Below are 18481 nucleotides of genomic sequence, written 5' to 3' on the forward strand. Positions count from 1 at the left end.
ATTTGAGAGCCGCTTATGTTTCCTGAAAGCTTCACTTTCTCGATCGCCAACTGGGTCAACGATGGCGTCGACTCACTGGTCACGCAGTACGGCGATGTGTTCCGGCACATCTCCGACACCCTGCTATGGGCCATCGTCAACCTCGAAGGCCTGCTGCGCATGGCGCCGTGGTGGCTGATGCTGATGATCGTCGGCGGCATTGCCTGGCACGCGACACGCAAGATCGTCACGACGCTGGTCATCGTCGGCCTGCTGTTTCTGGTCGGTGCGGTCGGGTTGTGGGACAAGCTGATGCAAACCCTGGCGCTGATGCTGGTCGCCACGATCATCGCGGTGCTGATCGGCATTCCGCTGGGCATCCTTTCGGCACGCAGCAATCGTCTGCGCTCGGTGCTTATGCCGCTGCTCGACATCATGCAGACCATGCCCAGCTTCGTGTACCTGATCCCGGTGCTGATGCTGTTCGGTCTGGGCAAGGTTCCGGCGATCTTCGCCACGGTGATTTACGCCGCGCCGCCGCTGATTCGTCTGACCGATCTGGGCATTCGTCAGGTGGATGGTGAAGTGATGGAAGCCATCAACGCGTTCGGCGCCAATCGCTGGCAGCAACTGTTCGGTGTGCAACTGCCGTTGGCGATGCCGAGCATCATGGCCGGGATCAACCAGACCACCATGATGGCGCTGTCGATGGTGGTGATTGCCTCGATGATCGGTGCACGCGGGCTTGGTGAGGACGTTCTGGTGGGCATTCAGACCCTCAACGTCGGGCGCGGGCTGGAAGCGGGCCTGGCTATTGTCATTCTGGCGGTCGTCATCGACCGTATCACGCAGGCCTATGGCCGCCCACGGCATGAGGCGCACAAATGAGCAGCGTGGAACCGAACAAAATCGTCGTCAAAAACGTATTCAAGATCTTCGGCAACCGCTCCAAGGAAGCACTGCAACTGATCAAGCAAAACCAGAGCAAGGACCAGGTGCTGGCCCAGACAGGCTGCGTGGTCGGGGTCAACGACCTGTCGCTGTCGATCGGCAGCGGCGAAATCTTCGTCATCATGGGCCTGTCCGGCTCGGGAAAATCGACGCTGGTGCGTCACTTCAACCGGCTCATCGACCCCACCAGCGGCGAGATTCTGGTCGATGGCGAAGACATCCTGCGTTACGACATGGAGGCTTTGCGCCAATTCCGCCGGCACAAGATCAGCATGGTGTTCCAGAGCTTCGGCCTGCTGCCGCACAAGACCGTGCTGGCCAACGTGGCCTACGGCCTGACCGTACGTGGCGAGAGCAAGGCGCTGTGTCAGGAACGCGCGCAGCACTGGATCACCACCGTAGGCCTCAAGGGCTATGAAAACAAATACCCGCACCAGCTTTCCGGCGGCATGCGTCAGCGTGTAGGTCTGGCCCGCGCACTGGCGGCCGATACCGACATCATTCTGATGGACGAAGCATTCAGCGCCCTCGACCCGTTGATCCGCGCCGAGATGCAGGACCAGTTGCTGGAGCTGCAAGCCAGCCTGCACAAGACCATCGTGTTCATTACCCACGATCTGGACGAGGCCGTGCGCATCGGCAATCGCATTGCGATCCTCAAGGACGGGCGATTGATTCAGGTCGGTACGCCGAAAGAAATCCTCCACTCGCCCGCCGACGATTACGTGGATCGTTTCGTTCAGCGCCGCGTAGCCACCCTTTAAGGACCGTTGCAGATGTCGCGAGCAGAACAGATCGTCATCGGTGAAGCACCTGCGGGATGGCAGGACGTGGTCGCCGTGGCCCGACATGGCGCAAAACTGGCCTTGTCGGATGCTGCCTGGGCACGGATCGACAACGCTCAGGCCATCGTGCAGCGCATCGTCGTCAGTGGCGAGCGTGCCTATGGCGTGAACACCGGGCTCGGCGCGCTGTGCAATGTGTCACTGCAAGGCGACCAGCTCAGTCGTCTGTCGCGCAATACCCTGCTCAGCCATGCCTGCGGCGTCGGTGCGCCACTGGCCGACGAGCAGACCCGTGCAATCATCTGCGCCGCGATTCTCAACTACAGCCAGGGCAAGTCGGGCATTCACCGGCAAGTGGTCGAAGCGCTGCTGGCCCTGCTCAACCGGGGCATCACGCCGCAAGTACCGGCGCAGGGCTCGGTGGGTTACCTGACGCACATGGCGCACGTCGGTGTTGCGTTGCTGGGCATCGGCCAGGTCAGCTATCGCGGGCAGATCGTCCCGGCCGAGCAGGCCCTGAATGAAGAAGGTCTGGCTCCGGTTATCCTCGGCGCCAAGGACGGATTGTGCCTGGTCAACGGCACACCGTGCATGACCGGCCTGAGCTGTCTGGCCATTGCCGATGCCGAGCGCCTGAGCCAATGGGCCGACGTAATCGGCGCGATGAGCTTCGAAGCCCTGCGCGGCCAGCTGGACGCGTTCGATGCAAGCATCCTCGCCCTCAAGCCGCATCCGGGCATGCAACAGGTGGGCAAGAACCTGCGCACTTTGCTGGCCGGCAGCGAAGTGCTCGCCAGCAGCGAAGGCATTCGTACCCAGGATGCGCTGAGTATTCGTTCGATTCCCCAGGTGCATGGCGCCACGCGCGACCAACTGGCTCACGCCACTCGCCAGGTCGAGATCGAGCTCAATTCAGTCACCGATAATCCGCTGCTGCTCGGCACGCCCGAGGCTTTCCGGGTGGTGTCCCAGGCCAATCCACACGGCCAGTCGGTGGCCATGGCGGCAGACCTGCTGTGCATGGCGATGGCCGAGCTGGGCTCGATCGCCGAACGACGCCTGGACCGCCTGATCAACCCGATGGTCAGCGGCCTGCCGGCGTTTTTGGTCACCCAGCCGGGGGTCAACTCGGGAATGATGATCGTCCAGTACGTCGCCGCTTCGCTGTGCGCGGAAAACCGCCAAATGGCGCAACCGGCCGTGGTCGACAACTACGTGACCTCCGGTCTGCAAGAAGACCACCTGAGCCTGGGCACCAGCGCTGCGCTCAAGCTGCACAAGGTACTGGGCAATACCACGCAGATTCTGGCCATCGAGTATTTGCTCGCGGCCCAGGCATTCGAATTTCTCAAGACACAGGGTTTTGGCGTGGGCACCGGTGCCGCGTGGCGACTGCTGCGCGAGCGCATCCCGGCCTATGACGAAGACCGCTGGCTGGCTCCGGACATCGCCAGCAGCGCGGCCCTGATCAAAGACGAAGCGTCGCTGGAAAGGGTTTTCCAGCACTGCCGTAACAACGCGGCAGGCCTATAAAAACAGCGTATGGCCACAAGCCGTCGCTGACATTCATCAAGGAGTAGCAGCATCGTGACCACCTTATCTGCCAAGACGCTGAACCTGATCCCCGGCCAACTGACCCTGGCGCAACTGCGCGATATTTATCTGCAGCCGGTCAGCCTGACGCTGGACAGCAGCGCAGACCAGCAGATCGACGACAGCGTCGCCTGTGTCGAGCGCATTCTGGCCGAGAACCGCACCGCCTACGGCATCAACACCGGCTTCGGCCTGCTGGCTTCGACGCGGATTGCCAGCGAAGACCTGGAAAACCTGCAGCGTTCGCTGGTGCTGTCGCATGCGGCCGGTGTCGGTCAGCCGATCAGCGATGAGCTGGTGCGTCTGATCATGGTGCTCAAGGTCAACAGCCTGAGCCGCGGCTTCTCGGGCATTCGGCGCGTGGTCATCGACGCCCTGATTGCGCTGATCAATGCCCAGGTCTACCCGCATATTCCGCTCAAGGGCTCGGTCGGCGCTTCCGGTGACCTGGCACCGCTGGCGCACATGTCCCTGGTGCTGCTGGGCGAAGGCAAGGCGCGCTACAAGGGCGAATGGCTCAACGGCGTCGATGCACTGGCGGCTGCCGGGCTGCAACCGCTGACCCTGGCGGCCAAGGAAGGGCTGGCACTGCTCAACGGCACGCAAGTGTCTAGCGCCTACGCATTGCGCGGCCTGTTCGAAGGCGAAGATCTGTTCGCGGCGGCTCTGACCTGCGGCTCGCTGACGGTTGAAGCGGTACTGGGTTCGCGCTCGCCCTTCGACGCGCGCATTCATGCCGCACGCGGACAGCGCGGACAGATCGACGCGGCGGCCTGCTACCGAGACCTGCTGGGCGAAAGCAGTGGCGTATCCGAGTCGCACCGCAACTGCGACAAGGTTCAGGACCCTTACTCGTTGCGCTGCCAGCCACAGGTCATGGGCGCATGCCTGACCCAACTGCGTCAGGCCGCCGAGGTGCTGGAAATCGAAGCCAACGCGGTGTCCGACAACCCGCTGGTGTTCGCCGCCGAGAACGACGTCATATCCGGTGGCAATTTTCACGCCGAGCCGGTCGCCATGGCGGCGGACAACCTCGCGCTGGCCATCGCCGAGATCGGCTCGCTCAGCGAAAGACGCATTTCGCTGATGATGGACAAGCACATGTCGCAGTTGCCGCCTTTTCTGGTGGCCAACGGCGGCGTCAATTCCGGGTTCATGATCGCGCAGGTGACCGCCGCCGCACTGGCCAGTGAAAACAAGGCATTGGCCCACCCGCACAGTGTCGACAGCCTGCCGACCTCGGCCAATCAGGAAGACCATGTGTCGATGGCCCCGGCCGCCGGCAAGCGTTTATGGGAAATGGCAGAAAACGTTCGCGGGATTCTTGCCGTAGAATGGTTGGCTGCCTGCCAGGGTCTGGACTTGCGTGAGGGCCTGAAAACCTCTCCGAAGCTGGAGCAAGCCCGCAGCCTGTTGCGCAGCAAGGTCCCGTTCTATGAAAAGGACCGCTTTTTTGCACCGGACATCGAAGCTGCCAGTCAGCTGTTGTCCTCCACTTGCCTGAACCCGTTGGTTCCTGCACGTCTGCTACCCAGTCTGTGATGCACCGCGAGCCTGGCAGGGCTCGCTTTGGTCATCGCTGCGGGATGCCGGATGCAGGCGTTCTCGCAGCTATTGCCATACCTGTAATGAAATGGACCTGAAATGACGTCACAAGATGGTTTGAAACGCGGGTTATCCGCCCGCCACATCCGCTTCATGGCCCTGGGCTCTGCCATCGGTACAGGGTTGTTCTACGGCTCGGCCTCGGCGATTCAACAGGCCGGGCCTGCCGTACTGCTGGCTTACCTGATCGGCGGCGCGGCGGTGTACATGGTGATGCGCGCGCTCGGCGAAATGGCGGTCCACGACCCGGTGTCCGGTTCGTTCAGCCATTACGCCACCCGCTATATGGGCCCGCTGGCCGGCTTCGTGCTCGGCTGGACCTACGCGTTCGAGATGATCATCGTCTGCCTCGCCGACGTGACCGCATTCGGCATCTACATGGGCTTCTGGTTTCCGGAAGTACCCCGCTGGATCTGGGTGCTGGGCATCGTCTTTCTGATCGGCGCGCTCAACCTGTGCAACGTGAAAGTCTTTGGTGAAACCGAGTTCTGGCTGTCGATCCTCAAAGTCAGCGCCATCGTGGCGATGATCGTCGCAGGCTTCGGCATCATGATCTTCGGTATCGGCAGCTCGGCCAGCGGCAGCGAAATCGGCATCAGCAACCTGTGGGCGCATGGCGGCTTCATGCCCAACGGCGTCACCGGTCTGATCGCCTCGTTCGCAGTGGTGATGTTTGCCTTCGGCGGCATCGAAATCATCGGCATTACCGCAGGCGAAGCGAAGGACCCGCAGCGCAGCCTGCCGCAAGCGATCAATGCCGTGCCGCTGCGCATTCTGCTGTTCTACGTGCTGACACTGTTCGTGCTGATGTGCATCTACCCGTGGCCGCAGATCGGCACGCAGGGCAGCCCGTTCGTGCAGATTTTCGACAACCTGGGCATCGCTTCGGCGGCGACCATCCTCAACATCGTGGTGATCTCGGCGGCCGTGTCGGCGATCAACAGCGACATCTTCGGCGCAGGCCGCATGATGTATGGCCTGGCCCGTGAAGGTCAGGCGCCCGCCAGTTTTGCCCGCGTGTCGCGCCATGGCGTGCCGTGGATGACCGTGCTGGTCATGGGCATCGCGTTGCTGGGCGGCGTGCTGCTCAACTACCTGATCCCCAAGGATGTGTTTCTGCTGATCGCTTCGCTGGCCACCTTCGCCACCGTGTGGGTCTGGCTGATGATTCTGCTGACGCAGGTCGCGATGCGCCGCTCGATGAACCGCGAGGAAGCGGCACAGCTGAAATTCGCCGTGCCGTTCTGGCCTTACGGGCCTGCGGCCGCCATCGCCTTCATGCTGTTCATCTTCGGCGTGCTGGGCTACTTCCCGGACAACCGTGCAGCCTTGATCGTCGGCGCAATCTGGATCGTGCTGCTGCTCATCGCCTACGCTGTGTGGGTCAAGCCCAAGGCGCTCAACAACACTCATTGATCAACGAGGCCTGGAATGAAAACGCTCTGGAAAAACTGTCACATCGCAAGCATGGCGCACGGCAAATACTCGATCATCGAGCATGCCGCCATCGTGACCTCCGGAGCGCTCATCGAGTGGATCGGGCCTCAGGCCGAGCTGGCCGAGCCGGAACATGACAACTGCATCGATCTGGGCGGTGCATGGGTCACGCCCGGCCTGATCGATTGTCACACCCATACGGTGTTCGGCGGCAACCGCAGCGGCGAGTTCGAACAGCGTTTACAGGGCGTGAGCTACGCCGAGATCGCCGCAGCGGGCGGCGGTATTGCCAGCACGGTGCGTGCGACGCGCGACGCCAGCGAGGATGAGCTGTACGCCAGTGCCGAGCGCCGTTTGCGGCATCTGCTGAAAGACGGCGTCACGACCGTCGAGATGAAGTCGGGCTACGGGCTGGACCTGGAAAACGAGCGCAAGATCCTGCGGGTGATCCGGCGTCTGGGCAACACCCAGCCCGTCACCGTGCGCGCCACCTGCCTGGCCGCCCATGCGCTGCCACCGGAATACGCCGACCGCGCAGACGATTACATCAACCACATCTGCAACGACATGCTCCCGGCACTGGCAGCCGAAGGGCTGGTCGATGCAGTAGATGCTTTCTGTGAATACCTGGCGTTTTCGCCTGCGCAGGTCGAGCAGGTGTTCATTACCGCGGGGCAGTTGGCGCTGCCGGTCAAACTGCATGCCGAGCAGCTGTCGTCATTAGGCGGATCGAGCCTGGCTGCGCGCTACAAGGCGCTGTCGGCGGATCATCTGGAGTTCATGACCGAAGACGACGCCATCGCCATGGCCGCTGCCGGAACCGTCGCGGTGCTGCTGCCGGGCGCGTTTTACTTCCTGCGCGAAACACAACTGCCGCCGATGGACGCGCTGCGCAAGCACGGCGTACCGATTGCGATTGCCACCGACCTCAACCCTGGCACGTCGCCGGGCCTGTCATTGCGCCTGATGCTGAACATGGCCTGCACGCTGTTTCGCATGACGCCCGAAGAAGCACTGGCGGGCGTGACGTTCAATGCCGCCAAAGCATTGGGCATGAGCGCGACCCACGGCTCGCTGGAGGTCGGCAAGGTCGCGGATTTCGTCGCCTGGAACATCGAACGACCGGCTGATCTGGCCTACTGGCTGGGCGGCGATCTGGACAAACGCATCGTGCGCCACGGCGTCGAATCATCGATCTGAAGGAGAGCCCTGTGGATAACGTTCTGACATTCAAGCGTGGCCGCATTCCGCTGCTGATCAGCATGCCGCATGCCGGTCTGAAACTGACCCCGGTGGTCGAAGCCGCGCTGGTGGACGAAGCCTTGAGCCTGCCGGACACCGACTGGCACATTCCGCGTCTGTATGACTTCGCCGCCGAATTGGGCGCCAGCACGCTGGCTGCCGAATACTCGCGCTTTGTCATCGACCTCAACCGGCCCGCTGACGACAAGCCCATGTACGCAGGTGCGACCACCGGCCTGTTTCCGTCGATCCTGTTCGATGGCGTGCCACTGTTCAAGGACGGCCAGACGCCCAGCGCCGAGGAGCGGGCGCAGTATCTGGAGCAGATCTGGATGCCGTATCACCAGACGCTGGAGCAGGAACTGCAGCGCATGCGTAACGAGTTCGGTTATGCGCTGCTGTTCGACGCCCACTCGATTCGCGGCCATATTCCGCACCTGTTCGATGGCCGCCTGCCGGACTTCAACCTGGGCACCTTCAATGGCGCAAGTTGCGACCCGGAGCTGGCCAGCCGAATGGAGCAGGTCTGCGCAGCGGCCAAGGACTACAGCCATGTGTTGAACGGACGCTTCAAGGGCGGCCACATCACCCGCCACTATGGCGACCCGGCCAATAACATCCACGCCGTACAGCTGGAGCTGGCACAAAGCACCTACATGGACGAATTCGTGCCCTTCCACTACCGCCCGGACCTGGCCGAGCCGACCCGCGCCGTGCTCAAGCCACTGCTGGAAACCTTCATTGCCTGGGGACAAGAGCGCTTCGGCTGACAACGTCGGACGCAGAGCGTGGAGCGATAGCCGGTGGCCACGATTATCGTTCCCATGCTCCGCGTGGGAATGCAGTTCCGGACGCTCCGCGTCCGCCCTTCAAGATTCCCGCCTGATCACTTTTTGAGCAACCGCAAGCCGTTGAACACCACCAGCAAGCTCACGCCCATGTCGGCAAACACCGCCATCCACATGGTCGCCAGGCCCGCGAAGGTGATACCGATGAACAGCACCTTGGTCACAATGGCCAACACAATGTTCTGTTTCAGCACCGCCGATGTCCGGCGTGAAAGCGCAATGAACGTTGGGATCTTGCGCAGATCATCGTCCATCAGGGCGACATCTGCCGTCTCGATAGCCGTATCGGTGCCTGCAGCGGCCATCGCGAAACCAATCTCCGCACGGGCCAGCGCAGGGGCATCATTGATACCGTCGCCCACCATGCCTACCCGGTGATTGCGGCTGTAAAGCGCCTCGATCGCACTGAGCTTGTCGGCAGGCAGCAGATTGCCCTGCGCCTCATCGATGCCGACCTGATCGGCGATCGCCTTGGCCGTGTGTGGGTTATCACCCGTCAGCATGACCGTCTTGATGCCCAACTCGTGCAACTGGGCGATGGCTTCACGGCTGGTCTCCTTCACCGTATCGGCGACGGCAAACAGCGCAATCGGGCCAGAGGCATCGAGCAACAGCACCACGGTCTTGCCCTGCATTTCCAGCGCATCGAGCCTGGCTTCCAGCTCCGGCGAACACAGGCCCAGTTCTTCCACCAGGCGATGGTTGCCCAGGTGATACATCTGGCCATTGATCTCGCCTTTCACACCGCGGCCACCCAACGCCTCGAACGCGCTGACTTCATACAGCGTCAGGCTGCCATCGGCGGCCTTGGCAATCGCTTGGGATACCGGGTGATCCGAACGACCGGCGAGGCTTGCGGCAATCCCCGGCGCGCTATCGGAGACAGCAGGGTTCAACGGCACATAATCAGTCTGCACCGGCTTGCCGTGGGTCAGCGTGCCGGTTTTATCCAGCGCCAGATAATCGAGCTTTTCGCCCATTTCCAGATAAACGCCACCCTTGATCAAGATACCCTTGCGCGCCGCCGCTGCCAGACCGCTGACGATGGTCACCGGCGTGGAAATCACCAGCGCACATGGGCAGGCCACCACCAGCAGCACCAGCGCCCGATAGATCCAGTCATACCATTCGCCACCGAAGAACAGCGGCGCGACCAACGCCAGTGCCAACGCAACGACGAACACCACCGGCGTATAGATACGGGAAAAGCTGTCGACAAAGCGCTGGGTCGGCGCACGCGAACCCTGCGCCGCTTCCACCGCATGAATGATGCGCGCCAGCGTCGAGTTGTTTGCGGCGGCGGTGACGCGGTACTCCAGCGAACCGGCCTGGTTGATGGTGCCCGCGAAAACCTTGTCGCCGACAGTCTTCTCCACTGGCAGGCTTTCACCGGTAATCGATGCCTGATCAATCGTCGAGCTGCCAGACACCACCTCACCGTCAAGCCCGACACGCTCGCCGGGCTTGATCCGGACGATAGCCTCCAGTTCGACGCTTTTGGCTTCAACTTCCTGCCAACTGCCATCCGCTTGCTTGACGGTGGCAAGCTCAGGCGTCAGTTGCATCAGGCCACTGATCGCATTGCGCGCACGGTCCAGGGACTTGGCTTCGATCAACTCGGCAATGGTAAACAGGAACATCACCATCGCCGCTTCCGGCCACTGACCGATCAGAATGGCGCCGGTCACTGCGATGCTCATCAGTGCATTGATGTTCAGGTTGAAGTTCTTGAGTGCGATCCAGCCCTTCTTGTAGGTCGTCAGCCCGCAACTGAAGATCGACACCAGTGCCAGCAAGGCAACCACCCAGGTCGGGCCGAGCGATGCAAAATGGACCACCTCTGCGCCCAGCGCCGCAACGCCGGACAACGCCAGCGGCCACCAGTGTTTCTTCACCACCGGCGCCGATTCGGTAGACGCTGCACCCGCCTCGACCGGCTCGGCCTGCATGCCTAGCGAACTGATGGCCTCACGAATCGGGTCGGTGGACGGCAGGTCGTGCCAGACGCCCAACATGCGGTTGATCAGGTTGAATTCCAGCTTCTGCACACCGGCCAGCTTGCCCAGCTTGTTCTGGATCAGCGTCTGCTCGGTGGGGCAATCCATCGCCTCGATACGGAAGCTGCTCAGACGACCACCCGCTGCAGACGCTTCGCCAAAGGTCACTACAGCGGGCTGTGCATCGCTGGAGCAGCACGAATGGGCATGCTCCACGGGCTTTTGCTCGTGCGCGTGCTCGTCGTGATCATGGTCATGATCGTGGTCATGTGCGGGGGAATTCTTGATCGTCGTGCCCATTCGTTGTGGCTCCAGGATTCTGCTTGTTGCCAAGTGAACACCCTGTAGCCACTATAGGGTCAAGCACTCAAACGAGATGAGTCGAAATGAAAATCGGCGAACTGGCAAAACTGACCGACACCCAGGTCGAAACCATCCGCTATTACGAACGCGAAGGCCTGCTGCCTGCCCCCGCGCGCAGTGACGGCAATTACCGGCTGTATACCCAGGCGCACATGGAGCGCCTGTCGTTCATCCGCAATTGCCGCAGCCTGGACATGACCCTCGAGGAAATCCGCAACCTTCTCAACCTGCGCGACAGTCCGCAGGATCAGTGCGAAAACGTCAACGCCCTGATCGACGAGCACATCGAACACGTCAATGCCCGCGTCGCGAGCCTACAGGCGCTCCAGGAACAACTGCTCGACCTGCGCCGCCGCTGCAGTGATGGCACGACAGAACATTGCGCGATACTGGAAAGGCTGGAAGTGACGGGGGCTGTGGCAACGCCAGAGGGCGAGCCTTCACATGTGGGGAGGAGTCATGGGCATTGAGACGGGTTTGAGACCTCTGGTTCAGCGCTGCGCGGCCTGCACCACCGCCACAAGCTCAGTGATCGCCTTGACGAGCTGATCCTTGGCAGCTTTCTCTTTCGCTGACTCTTCACCCGCCCGCTCAGAATCAACGCGTTTGAACGCTTCGCGTACCTCCTCGCTGAAGATGCTGATCGAGACGATATTTTCCTGCCGAAAACCAATAGGCCTGAGCGGTGTATCACTTGGGTAATCGGTCGTGTACACCACTTTCAGGGTGTCCTTGTCCCGATAGCCACTGACGGTCGGGATAAGCAGAATCTCCTGATTCACACCCGTCACTTCGGTAGGGGCTCCGACGTCCATGATGTAACCGACGTAGACCTTTCGATCCGCCATCGTGATCATCACTTCTTCCTTGTCGACAAATGCATCGAAAAGCGTCGAGCAGATAGGGCTGTGATCTACAGACTGACCCAGCAGATAGACCGCAATTTCTTCTTTTTTACCCGCGCCCAGTTGCCACTTGAGAATCCTGACAGTAAGAAAAGCTCCGAGGCTTGGCATCGCCAAGGTCAGTAAACCCGACAGGGCAAGGAACACGCCCACCTGGCTAAAATTCCTGCCAGTGATGTCGAAGTCCTGCCCCATTTGACCTAAAGCGCCCATGAAATCGGTGTTCACGGCAAAACAGACTGGCGAGGTCGCGTCCGTCGTTTGGGCCCATTTTGGGCAAAACACGCCCCAATCATGCGAGAACAGACCTGCAAGGGCTGCGGTAACAAACATGGCCGCTAAGAAACAGTAGATACCATACCGCCCCACCAGGAAGTAAAGCATCTGGCCTTCATGGCGATGCAGCCTGCAATAAACGGTGGGATCCTTCAGGCACACCAAAAAGCCGCTGACGAGTAGTGGCAGCAGAAGTAAAAAAGCCATTTATCAGGATTCGGCTTGCGGAGTGACCAGTTTTTTAGCCTTATCGCGGGAGGAGCGAACCAAGCCTTCGATTTCTTTGGCGTCCATGGACATGCGACCACCCCTTACCACAAGAGTGTCGATGCTCTTGATTGCCTGCATGAGGGCCGCGTCTTCAGCCTTCTTCGTATCACTACGATGTCCAATCCGATTGAAAAACATAGTCGATTCCGTTGAACAGGGTCAGGGGATTTACGCCAAAACTATAGCACAACGCTCAATTCGCTCTCGTACGGACTCAAACCGCCATCGGCGCCGTCATTGCCGGGTGGTGCTGGTAGCCTTCCAGGGTGAAGTCCGAAGGCTCGATCAGCTCCAGCCATTCAGGCTGGTACACACCGGTCTTGGCAAACTCGGGCACGCGGTCGGAGATCACCAGTTTCGGCATCGGGTACGGCTCGCGGGTCATCTGTTCGTTGAGCATGTCCAGGTGGTTTTCGTACACGTGGGCGTCGCCGATGAAGTAGGTGAACCAGCGCGGCGTGTAGCCGGTCAGGCGGCCGATCAGGCTGAGCAGCGCGGCGCCTTCGGTCAGGTTGAACGGCGTACCGAGGCCCAGATCGTTGGAGCGGATGTACAGCGTCAGCGAGATTTCGCGGGTCTGCGGGTTCGGGTGCAGCTGGTACAGCAGGTGGCACGGCGGCAGGGCCATTTCATCGAGCTGTGCGCAGTTCCAGCCGTGGAACAGGATCCGCCGGCTGCCCGGGTCGTTGATGATGGTGTCGACGCACTGGCGAATCTGGTCGATGGCCTTGTACAGGACCACGAAAGACTGACCGTCTTCTTCGGACTCGGCAATCTGACGATACCCCTGGCCCAGCGCCAGTTCGATGGCCGCGACATTGCCAGCATCGATACGCTTGTAGGCAGGCCACTTGCGCCACTGCACGCCATAGATTTCGCCCAGATCGTCCTCGCCCTTGCGGAACGGGTTGTTCAGCCACTGAGCGTTTTCGTTGGCGTTCTGATCCCAGACCTTGCAGCCCAACTCGCGGAATTCGGCGGCGTTGTTTACGCCACGCAGAAAGCCGACCATCTCGCCGATGGCCGATTTGAAGGCCATGCGCCGTGTGGTGATCGCCGGAAAGCCTTCCTGCAAGTCATAACGCAGCATCGCACCCGGAAAGCTGATGGTGTTCACGCCGGTACGGTTGGCTTGCAAGGTCCCGTGCTTGATCACATGAGCGACCAGTTCCAGATATTGCTTCATAAATCACCTGCATTGTTGAACGCGCCGGGCGTCTTCACCCGGCGTTTCGGTATTAAACCGCTGCTTTGCTGGCGGACGGGTCGCGCTTGTAGGCCAGCCAGATCAGGAACAGGCCGGCGATGATCATCGGCAGGCTGAGGATCTGCCCCATGGTCACCCAGCCCCACGCCAGGTAACCCAACTGGGCGTCAGGGACGCGGACGAACTCGACCACAAAGCGGAAGATCCCGTAGAACAGCGCGAACATGCCGGAAACGGCCATGGTCGGACGCGGCTTGCGGGCGTAGAGATTGAGGATGATGAACAGCGCAACGCCTTCCAGCGCGAACTGATACAGCTGCGAGGGATGACGCGCCAGTTGCGCAGGGTCGCTGAACGGCGGGAAGACCATGGCCCACGGCACATCGGTCGGCTTGCCCCACAGCTCGGCGTTGATGAAGTTGCCGATACGCCCGGCACCCAGGCCGATCGGCACCAGCGGGGCAACGAAGTCCATCAGCTGGAAGAAGCTTTTGCCGTTGCGCTTGCCAAACCACCAGGCCGCGATCATTACGCCGACAAAGCCGCCGTGGAACGCCATGCCACCCTTCCAGACCTCGAAGATCAGCAGCGGGTTGGCGATGTAGGCCGACAGGTCATAGAACAGCACGTAGCCCAGCCGCCCACCGACAATCACGCCCATGGCCAGCCAGAAAATCAGGTCGGAGAGTTTTTCCTTGGTCCAGGTCGGGTCGAACTTGTTCAGACGACGCGACGCGAGCAGCCAAGCGCCGCCGATACCGACCAGGTACATCAAACCGTACCAGTGAATTTGCAGCGGGCCGATAGCGACGGCTACCGGGTCAATCTGCGGGTAAGGCAGCATTGCGACTCCTCAATTGGAACGCCCTTGCGAGCGACTGAATCAGGCGCGCATGTTACCGGAGCCCGGCAGGATGCTCTAGCGGCGACCGATGGAAGCCGCCTGAACGAAGTGAAAAAAGATGTGCCTGGTGTGTCCAGCCGTAAGGCCTGGGTATGGTTATCGTTCCCACGCTCCGCGTGGTAGGCCGTTCTGGACGCTCTGCGTCCGGTCTTGAAACAGGCGTGTGTGTAAGCTTGCTCACGAAGGCAATAGCCCAAACGGCCCATTTCCCGAAGCCTGTACCGGCCTCTTCGCGAACAAGTTCGCTCCTACGGGGGCATGTGTGCTCCCTGTGGGAGTGAGCTTGCTCACGAAGGCAATAGCCCAAACGGCCCATTTCCCGAAGCCTGTACCGGCCTCTTCGCGAACAAGTTCGCTCCTACGGGGGCATGTGTACTCCCTGTGGGAGTGAGCTTGCTCACGAAGGCAATAGTCCAAACGGCCCATTTCCCGGAGTCTGTACCGGCCTCTTCGCGAACAAGTTCGCTTACGAGGACAATGTGTACCACTGTGGGAGTGAGCTTGCTCACGAAAGCATTAGTAGCGCTTAGTGCCCTTTGACCGAGCTCGGGTTGATCATCCGCGACAGGCCGAGGTTTTTCAGTGCCAGTTGCAGGGAGCTGCTGATGACTTGCGGGTTGTCGTTGGTCATCAGTTGCGCAAGCAGTTCCTTGGCCTTGCTGAGGTTGATCTGGCGCAGCATCCATTTCACTTTCGGCAGGTTGGTGGCGTTCATCGACAGGCTGTCGAAGCCCATCGCCATCAACAACACCGCTGCTGCCGGGTCACCCGCCATTTCGCCGCAGATGCTCACCGGCTTGCCTTCGGCATGCGCGTCACGCACAACGCTTTGCAGCGCCTGAAGCACTGCCGGGTGCAGGTAATCATAGAGATCGGCCACACGCGGGTTGTTGCGGTCAACCGCGAGCAGGTACTGGGTCAGGTCGTTGGAGCCGACCGAGAGGAAGTCCACCTGACGCGCCAGGTCGCGGGTCTGGTAGACCGCCGCCGGCACTTCGATCATGACGCCCACCGGCGGCATCGGTACGTCAGTGCCTTCGTCGCGCACCTCGCCCCAGGCGCGGTGGATCAGGTGCAGCGCCTCTTCCACTTCGTGGGTGCTGGAGATCATCGGCAACAGAATGCGCAGGTTATTCAGGCCCTCGCTGGCCTTGAGCATGGCGCGGGTCTGGACCAGGAAGATTTCCGGGTGGTCGAGGGTGACGCGAATACCGCGCCAGCCGAGGAACGGGTTGTCTTCCTTGATCGGGAAGTAGGACAGCGACTTGTCGCCACCGATGTCCAGGCTGCGCATGGTCACCGGCAGTGGGTGGAAGGCGGCCAGTTGCTCACGGTAGATCGCCAGCTGTTCCTTTTCACTCGGGAAGCGCTGGTTGATCATGAACGGCACTTCGGTGCGGTACAGGCCCACCCCTTCGGCGCCACGCTGTTGCGCCCGCGCCACGTCGGCCAGCAGGCCGGTGTTGACCCACAGCGGCATGCGATGCCCGTCGAGGGTGACGCAAGGCAATTCGCGCAGGGCATCCAGGCCCTGAGAGAGCTGACGCTCCTCCTCCACCACCTTGCCGAACTGCTTGCGCATGATTTCGCTGGGGTTGGTAAAGACTTCGCCATGATAGCCGTCGACCACCAGATTGATGCCATCGACCTTGGAGTATGGGAAGTCCACCAGGCCCATGACCGTGGGAATGCCCATGGCCCGCGCCAGAATTGCAACGTGGGAGTTGCCGGAACCCTGAACCGATACAAGGCCGACCAGTTTGCCTTCCGGCACCTCGCCGAGCATGGCCGGGGTCAGCTCTTCACTCACCAGAATCGTGTTATCGGGATAGACCAGCGCCTGTTGCCGCGCTTCCTGGAGATAGGCCAGCAGACGGCGGCCCAGGTCCTTGACGTCCGACGCCCGCTCGCGCAGGTAGGCATCGTCCATCAGTTCGAAACGTTTGACGTGCTCACTGACCACCGAGCGCAAGGCGCCCTGCGCCCATTGGCCGGTCTTGATGACGTCGGTCACTTCGCTGCCCAGCGAGGCGTCGTCGAGCATCATCAGGTAGACATCGAACAGCGCCCGCTCTTCGGGACGCAACTGGGTGGCCAGCTTGGCTGACAGGGTGCGCATGTCACCGCGTACGCCTTCCAGCGCGTTCTGGAACAACGCCAGTTCGGCGGCGATGTCAGTGACGGTCTTGTCGGGGACCACTTCCAGATCGGCAGGCGGCAGCATGACCACGGCGACACCGACCGCAGCACCCGGCGAACCGGCGACACCGACGAACTTGGCTTCCTGAATGCCCTTGCCCTGACGACCCAGACCGCGGATCGAGCCGGTCGCTTCGGCATGCGCGATAACGCCCGCCAGTTGCGCGCTCATGGTGACCAGGAAGGCTTCTTCGCCCTCGTCGAACTGACGGCGCTCCTTTTGCTGGATGACCAATACGCCGACCACGCGCCGGTGGTGGATGATCGGCGCGCCCAGGAACGAGGCGTAGCGTTCTTCACCGGTTTCGGCGAAATAGCGATAACGAGGGTGATCTGCGGCGTTTTCGAGATTCAGTGGTTCTTCGCGCGTACCGACCAGACCGACCAGGCCTTCATTCGGCGCCATGCTGACTTTGCCGATGGAGCGTTTGTTGAGGCCTTCGGAGGCCATCAGGACAAAGCGGTTGACCTCGGCATCGAGCAGGTAGACCGAGCAGACCTGGCTGCCCATGGCCTCCTTGACGCGCAACACAATAATGCCCAACGCCGCCTTGAGATCCTTGGCGGAGTTAACTTCCTGGACGATCTTGCGCAGCGTATTGAGCATGGCTCGGGGTCGAACTCCGTGTCAGTCGCGCGATAAGAGGCGCGGGGCAAGCTCTTTGAGTGCGCGTCGATACACCTCGCGCTTGAATGTCACCACCTGGCCTAACGGATACCAATAGCTGACCCAGCGCCAGCCATCGAACTCCGGTTTACCGGTCAAATCCATCCGCACCCGCTGCTCGTTGGAGATCAGGCGCAGGAGAAACCATTTTTGCTTCTGACCGATACACAGCGGCTGGCTGTGAGTACGGACCAGTCTTTGCGGCAGACGATAGCGCAACCAGCCCCGAGTGCAGGCAAGTATTTGCACATCATGTCGTTCCAGACCGACTTCTTCATTCAATTCGCGATAAAGCGCGTCTTCCGGCGTCTCCTGCGGGTTGATACCCCCTTGAGGAAACTGCCAGGCATCCTGGTTAATACGCCGAGCCCATAGGACCTGACCAGCATCGTTTGTCAGAATAATCCCGACATTAGGACGGAAACCATCGGGGTCGATCACGGCAACAACCTCGCAAACGCATGTCGCCGCATTGTTCCACAAAGGCGATCAAACCAGCAACGAGGCTTATCACCTTATGTGAAGACTTGTGAAAACCTCGTATTCTGGGGCTCTTTTTTCAACTATTTCAGCGAGTAACCCTATGCGCCTGGCTTTATTCGACCTCGACAACACCCTTCTGGGCGGCGACAGCGATCACGCCTGGGGCGATTACCTGTGCCGGCGCGGGATCCTTGATGCCGCGACCTACAAAACCCGCAACGACGAGTTCTATCAGGATTACCTGGCCGGCACGCTGAACATGACCGATTACCTGAATTTTACTCTGGAGATTCTGGGCAACACTGACATGGCGCAGCTCGAGCAGTGGCATCGCGAGTTCATGCGTGACTGCATCGAACCGATGATGCTGCCCAAGGCGCTGGAATTGATCGCCAAACACCGCGAGGCCGGCGACAAGCTGGTGGTGATCACCGCCACCAACCGCTTTGTGACGGCACCTATCGTGGCGCAACTGGGGATCGATACCCTGCTGGCGACCGAATGCGAGATGGCTGACGGCCGCTATACCGGCCGCACCACAGGTGTGCCCTGCTTCCGTGAAGGCAAGGTGACACGCCTCAATCAGTGGCTGGAAGACAACGCGTTCAGCCTCGAAGACAGCTATTTCTACAGTGACTCGATGAACGACCTGCCTCTGCTGGAGCAGGTGGCCAATCCGGTTGCGGTCGATCCGGACGATAAATTACGTGCCGAAGCCGAGCGCCGCGGCTGGCCGGTGATTACCCTGCGTCACTGAGTGCTGGCAATAC

The 18481-nt window shown here is 60.9% G+C and carries 16 protein-coding genes; 9 read left to right on the top strand and 7 right to left on the bottom strand.

Annotated features, from left to right (window positions below):
- The first annotated feature begins 15 nt into the window (after positions 1-15).
- The 7 genes from JOE39_RS18115 (at position 16) to hutG (ending at position 8362) form a co-directional block, all read left to right on the top strand.
- A complete protein-coding gene (locus JOE39_RS18115) occupies positions 16-867 on the top strand; it encodes a proline/glycine betaine ABC transporter permease (protein WP_003343849.1) in 852 nt (283 codons plus the stop codon).
- Entirely contained in the window at positions 864-1694 is an 831-nt protein-coding gene (locus JOE39_RS18120; RefSeq protein WP_003396818.1) for a glycine betaine/L-proline ABC transporter ATP-binding protein, read from the top strand. Before JOE39_RS18115 ends, JOE39_RS18120 begins: the two co-directional genes overlap by 4 nt.
- A gap of 12 nt (positions 1695-1706) precedes the next feature.
- A complete protein-coding gene (gene hutH / locus JOE39_RS18125; protein WP_003413483.1) occupies positions 1707-3248 on the top strand; it encodes a histidine ammonia-lyase in 1542 nt (513 codons plus the stop codon).
- Positions 3249-3302: 54 nt separating this feature from the next.
- A complete protein-coding gene (hutH, locus tag JOE39_RS18130) occupies positions 3303-4850 on the top strand; it encodes a histidine ammonia-lyase (RefSeq protein WP_016569241.1) in 1548 nt (515 codons plus the stop codon).
- Positions 4851-4952: 102 nt separating this feature from the next.
- Positions 4953-6329 (top strand): amino acid permease, encoded by a 1377-nt coding sequence (locus JOE39_RS18135; protein WP_003426903.1) that lies wholly within the window; start codon positions 4953-4955, stop codon positions 6327-6329.
- A 15-nt stretch (positions 6330-6344) separates the two neighbouring features.
- Positions 6345-7550 carry an imidazolonepropionase gene (hutI, locus tag JOE39_RS18140; protein ID WP_024683385.1) on the top strand — a complete coding sequence of 402 codons (1206 nt, stop codon included), beginning with the start codon at positions 6345-6347 and terminating at the stop codon, positions 7548-7550.
- 11 nt (positions 7551-7561) lie between these two features.
- Complete coding sequence (gene hutG, locus JOE39_RS18145; protein WP_024649449.1) at positions 7562-8362, top strand: N-formylglutamate deformylase; 801 nt, start codon at positions 7562-7564, stop codon at positions 8360-8362.
- A 116-nt stretch (positions 8363-8478) separates the two neighbouring features.
- On the opposite strand, the gene JOE39_RS18150 is transcribed toward hutG, so the two are convergent.
- A complete protein-coding gene (locus JOE39_RS18150; protein ID WP_024664066.1) occupies positions 8479-10737 on the bottom strand; it encodes a heavy metal translocating P-type ATPase in 2259 nt (752 codons plus the stop codon).
- Positions 10738-10823: 86 nt separating this feature from the next.
- On the opposite strand from JOE39_RS18150, the gene cadR reads away from it, so the two are divergent.
- Positions 10824-11270 (top strand): Cd(II)/Pb(II)-responsive transcriptional regulator, encoded by a 447-nt coding sequence (cadR, locus tag JOE39_RS18155; protein ID WP_003420159.1) that lies wholly within the window; start codon positions 10824-10826, stop codon positions 11268-11270.
- A 21-nt stretch (positions 11271-11291) separates the two neighbouring features.
- Here cadR and JOE39_RS18160 read toward each other — a convergent pair whose 3' ends face one another.
- The 6 genes from JOE39_RS18160 to JOE39_RS18185 all read right to left on the bottom strand — a co-directional run bounded on the left by JOE39_RS18160 (position 11292) and on the right by JOE39_RS18185 (position 17669).
- Positions 11292-12188, bottom strand: a complete 897-nt coding sequence (locus JOE39_RS18160; protein ID WP_210078522.1) for a hypothetical protein — start codon at positions 12186-12188, stop codon at positions 11292-11294.
- A 3-nt stretch (positions 12189-12191) separates the two neighbouring features.
- Entirely contained in the window at positions 12192-12389 is a 198-nt protein-coding gene (locus tag JOE39_RS18165; protein ID WP_003343866.1) for a hypothetical protein, read from the bottom strand.
- Between the two features lie 76 nt (positions 12390-12465).
- Positions 12466-13437 carry a thymidylate synthase gene (locus JOE39_RS18170; RefSeq protein ID WP_002555742.1) on the bottom strand — a complete coding sequence of 324 codons (972 nt, stop codon included), beginning with the start codon at positions 13435-13437 and terminating at the stop codon, positions 12466-12468.
- Between the two features lie 52 nt (positions 13438-13489).
- Complete coding sequence (gene lgt, locus JOE39_RS18175; RefSeq protein ID WP_003343867.1) at positions 13490-14302, bottom strand: prolipoprotein diacylglyceryl transferase; 813 nt, start codon at positions 14300-14302, stop codon at positions 13490-13492.
- A 586-nt stretch (positions 14303-14888) separates the two neighbouring features.
- Positions 14889-17168: a phosphoenolpyruvate--protein phosphotransferase gene (gene ptsP, locus JOE39_RS18180; protein WP_003427436.1), complete on the bottom strand. Its 2280-nt coding sequence runs from the start codon at positions 17166-17168 to the stop codon at positions 14889-14891.
- 21 nt (positions 17169-17189) lie between these two features.
- Positions 17190-17669 carry an RNA pyrophosphohydrolase gene (locus JOE39_RS18185; protein WP_002555745.1) on the bottom strand — a complete coding sequence of 160 codons (480 nt, stop codon included), beginning with the start codon at positions 17667-17669 and terminating at the stop codon, positions 17190-17192.
- Positions 17670-17811: 142 nt separating this feature from the next.
- Here JOE39_RS18185 and JOE39_RS18190 point away from each other — a divergent pair, with 142 nt between their 5' ends.
- A complete protein-coding gene (locus JOE39_RS18190) occupies positions 17812-18468 on the top strand; it encodes an HAD family hydrolase (protein ID WP_003413502.1) in 657 nt (218 codons plus the stop codon).
- The last annotated feature ends 13 nt before the right edge of the window (positions 18469-18481 follow it).

The sequence above is a fragment of the Pseudomonas sp. PvP100 genome, from assembly GCF_017833055.1.
GTDB lineage: Bacteria > Pseudomonadota > Gammaproteobacteria > Pseudomonadales > Pseudomonadaceae > Aquipseudomonas > Aquipseudomonas syringae.

Excerpts from the sequence above, each read along its gene's own strand:
- JOE39_RS18115 (WP_003343849.1), top strand. The coding sequence starts at position 16 with ATGTTTCCTGAAAGCTTCACTTTCTCGATCGCCAACTGGGTCAACGAT.
- ptsP (WP_003427436.1), bottom strand. The coding sequence starts at position 17,168 with ATGCTCAATACGCTGCGCAAGATCGTCCAGGAAGTTAACTCCGCCAAG.
- cadR (WP_003420159.1), top strand. The coding sequence starts at position 10,824 with ATGAAAATCGGCGAACTGGCAAAACTGACCGACACCCAGGTCGAAACC.
- JOE39_RS18120 (WP_003396818.1), top strand. The coding sequence starts at position 864 with ATGAGCAGCGTGGAACCGAACAAAATCGTCGTCAAAAACGTATTCAAG.
- hutI (WP_024683385.1), top strand. The coding sequence starts at position 6,345 with ATGAAAACGCTCTGGAAAAACTGTCACATCGCAAGCATGGCGCACGGC.
- JOE39_RS18150 (WP_024664066.1), bottom strand. The coding sequence starts at position 10,737 with ATGGGCACGACGATCAAGAATTCCCCCGCACATGACCACGATCATGAC.
- JOE39_RS18135 (WP_003426903.1), top strand. The coding sequence starts at position 4,953 with ATGACGTCACAAGATGGTTTGAAACGCGGGTTATCCGCCCGCCACATC.
- lgt (WP_003343867.1), bottom strand. The coding sequence starts at position 14,302 with ATGCTGCCTTACCCGCAGATTGACCCGGTAGCCGTCGCTATCGGCCCG.
- hutH (WP_003413483.1), top strand. The coding sequence starts at position 1,707 with ATGTCGCGAGCAGAACAGATCGTCATCGGTGAAGCACCTGCGGGATGG.
- JOE39_RS18170 (WP_002555742.1), bottom strand. The coding sequence starts at position 13,437 with ATGAAGCAATATCTGGAACTGGTCGCTCATGTGATCAAGCACGGGACC.
- JOE39_RS18190 (WP_003413502.1), top strand. The coding sequence starts at position 17,812 with ATGCGCCTGGCTTTATTCGACCTCGACAACACCCTTCTGGGCGGCGAC.
- JOE39_RS18160 (WP_210078522.1), bottom strand. The coding sequence starts at position 12,188 with ATGGCTTTTTTACTTCTGCTGCCACTACTCGTCAGCGGCTTTTTGGTG.
- JOE39_RS18165 (WP_003343866.1), bottom strand. The coding sequence starts at position 12,389 with ATGTTTTTCAATCGGATTGGACATCGTAGTGATACGAAGAAGGCTGAA.